The sequence below is a fragment of the Flavobacteriales bacterium genome (assembly GCA_013001705.1).
Classification (GTDB): Bacteria; Bacteroidota; Bacteroidia; order Flavobacteriales_D; family JABDKJ01; genus JABDLZ01.
In genome coordinates this window covers 1-3,250 of the sequence record JABDLZ010000025.1, presented here as the reverse complement: position 1 = coordinate 3,250, position 3,250 = coordinate 1, and the positions used below count along the sequence as shown (strand labels likewise).

The 3,250-nt window shown below is 50.8% G+C and carries 2 protein-coding genes; both read right to left on the bottom strand.

Features of this window, described 5'->3' with window-relative positions:
• The coding region (locus tag HKN79_00665) for a hypothetical protein (protein NNC82064.1) at positions 1-1,115 on the bottom strand (1,115 nt) is incomplete at its 3' end.
• 32 nt (positions 1,116-1,147) lie between these two features.
• Positions 1,148-3,250, bottom strand: a 2,103-nt coding sequence (locus tag HKN79_00660) for a phosphoenolpyruvate carboxylase (protein ID NNC82063.1), incomplete at its 5' end; no start/stop codon positions are given.

The following is a 3,250-nucleotide window of genomic DNA, read 5'->3' as shown; positions in this document are numbered from 1 at the left end:
GATCCTCCGGGAAATGACCCACCGATGGTGTTGTAGATATGTTGTTGTGGGAGGTCGTTGGCATCGGGATAGACCTCCAGGAACGTATCCACATAGGTGCCATTATCGAGCATGGTGACATAGCCATTGTCCCAAGGTGGACTGCTGGTAGGGTTGGAATTGAAATCCCCACAAACGATACTGCCCAAGGGTGAATTCTGTAGTTCTTTCTCTTCGACCATGGCCTGCAATTCCATCACCTGCTGATCCTGTTCTGTATCCGATTCACTGGTACGCCAATGGGTGTGAACGGAGAAGATGTCGATATCCCCCTGTGGTAGGGATACTGCAGCATGCAAGCCTTTACGTGATATGATGGAAGAGGTGGACTGGGAGCTGGAGATGTAGCGCCCCTCTGAATCTGTGATCGGATGCTTGGACATCACCGCCAGACCTTCCTCCCATACATTCCAACCATAATGGGCCCAATCCCACACAAAGGAATAATCCACCCCGTAATTCTCTTGGATCCGTTCGCTAAGGATGAGGGCCATATTATCGGCCTTGATCTCCCCGCTCACTAGCTCGGCCGATTGATGCTGAGCGCACTCCTGGAGAGCGATGAGATCGACATCCATCTGACCGATGAGCTCAGTGATGATGTGGAATTTCTCATTCTGTCGATCCTCCTGGTAGGTATGTAGATTGACGGTGAGGATCAGGAATTCATCTTCTGAATCCTTGTAAAGTGTGTTCTTGATACCAGAGAGGTCCACTGCAGCAAAATCCGGATTCAGGACCACCGTCTCTTCGGTCTTATCCCCATCCGCATCCCATGCTGTGACGGTGATGGTGGTCTCACTGGGCTCATCATACAGATGCTCCTCTTCTATGGTGGTACTCGATATACCTTGAATGATATCGATATCCGAATCGCCCCAGTCGATGGAGAGCTCGGTAACGGCATTCTCTGGATCTTGAGAGGTAATGGTGAGATCGATCAAGAGACCATCCTGAACCGCTTCTAACGCGATGTTTGGAGGCACATCTGCTTCCTCCTCTTTCTTACATCCCGTCCAGAGGGTCGTGAAGGCTAGGATCAGCACTACACAATGAAGTGGAAGGACTCGTTTCATGTTCTACCAAGGTAATCGATTCCTGAGGCGGATCAGGCCGAATTCCGACTCGCATTGATATTCCCATACAAGGACCGGGTGACCAATTTCTCAAAGGTCTCTTTCTGCGGTCCATCCTCTTGGATCTTCATCAGGCCATACTGCTGGATGAGGAGCAAGGGCAGAACGATATCCTCACGTGCTTCCACACTGGCCTTGGATAGGGATTCCTCCTGCATGAGTTCGGAGTAGCCGCTCACTTTTAGGACATACTCTTGGGTAAGCCGATACTCATCGAAGAGTATCTGCCAGAAAGCACCGTATTGTTCATCCTCGGCCATATAGGAGGTCAAGGAGAAATTGGTCTTGGCCAAAGACATCATGCTATTGAGCAGTAGCGCACGGAACAAAGGAACCGTGCGGAAGAGTTCCTTGGCCTCGTCCAGTCTTCCCTGCTCATCCAGACGGGACAGCGCTGTACCGATACCGAAATAACCGGGCACATTCTGTTTGAGTTGGCTCCAAGAACCCACAAAGGAGATGGCCCTAAGGTCACTGAGTCGTAGTTCTTTGCGCTGACCACGTTTGGCCGGGCGAGATCCGATATTGGCCCGTCCATAGTATTTCAATGTGCTCTTCTTCTCCAGATAACTCAAGAAATCGGGATGTTTCTTCAGAGCATCGTACTTCTCGAAACTGCTCTGTGCGAGTTCCTCTAGAAGGGCTCTCTCCTCTTCTCCAATACTATCCTTCTCCCCGGCAAGCGTATTGCTGAGACCGGCAGCCAACATCTGCTGGGCATTGTAGATGAACTGATCCAAGGTACCATAGGTACTGGTGATGGTCTGACCTTGAATGGTGATCTGTATCTCATTGTTGGCGATACGGTCGCTCTGTGCGGCATAGAATCGGTGGGTCTTCCCTCCTCCCCGTGCGGGTGGTCCTCCTCTCCCATCGAAGAATACGGCTCGCATACTTTCCTCTTCACAGAGCATACTAAGTTTCTCCTTGGTCTTGAAGATCTCCCAATTGGCCCGGAGATAGCCTCCATCCTTGGTACCGTCCGAGAAGCCGAGCATCATGGTCTGTTTGCTGTCCCTTGATTCTACATGCGAGCGATAGGTCGGGTCATCGAAAAGCGTCTTCATGATGGCATCGGACTCCTCCATACCCTTCATGGTCTCAAAAAGTGGGACAATGTCCACTGGAATGTCTCCTTCCCATAATCCCGACCATCGGAGAAGTGCAAAGACGAAGAGTACCGAGAAGATATCCTCTGAGTTGCTGATGATGTAGCGCTCGCAACCGGTAGCGCCATTGCGTGACTGGATCTGATGTAGGGCACGTATGGAAGCAATGGTATCCATGACCCGTGCATCCTCTACTTGGAAATAGGTGAGGTCGATGTGCTCATGCAGAAGGATGTCCTTCAATTTCTCTGCATCCAGTTCATCCAGCGACTCAGTGATGTGCTGGCTATGCATGAGTATGGCGGTGATGGTATCTACATGTACAGAATGGTCCTGTCGGATGTCCATCGCTGCGAAGTGGGTGCCGAAGAGTCGGACCTTATCCATGAGTCGTTGCAGATCATCCTGATACAGACCATGATACTCGGACATGAGCGTCTGTTGCACCTGTTCGAGAGGAGTCTCGATCTGAACCTGACTAAGCACCTGCTCTGGATCGAACATGGAGGCATAGAGTTTCTCAAGTAAGCCGTGAACCACCTGCTCGACCCCTCTGAAAGTGAGTTTCTTAGATAAGGCCTTGAGCTCCTTGTAGTAGCATTTCATCAAGGTCATACGCAGCTCATCGGCTACTTGCAGGGTGACTTCGGAGGTCACGAATGGATTCCCATCGCGATCCCCACCGGGCCAGAAACCCAATCGTATGATGCGCGGATTGTCGAATGAGGCAGTATCGACCGTGCTTCTGAGATCGCTATAGAAATTCCCAATCGCATCATAGTAGATGGTGCGCAGATAGTAGATGATATTCTTAGCCTCATCCACCGGGGTGGGCTTGTCCGTATTGAGCAATGAGGTCAGGCCCAGCTGATGTAGTTTATGATCGATCCCTGTCAGATCATTGGTACGCACAAGAGCCCGTAGATCAGCGATGATATCCAATACGGATTTGGGATAGAACTGCGT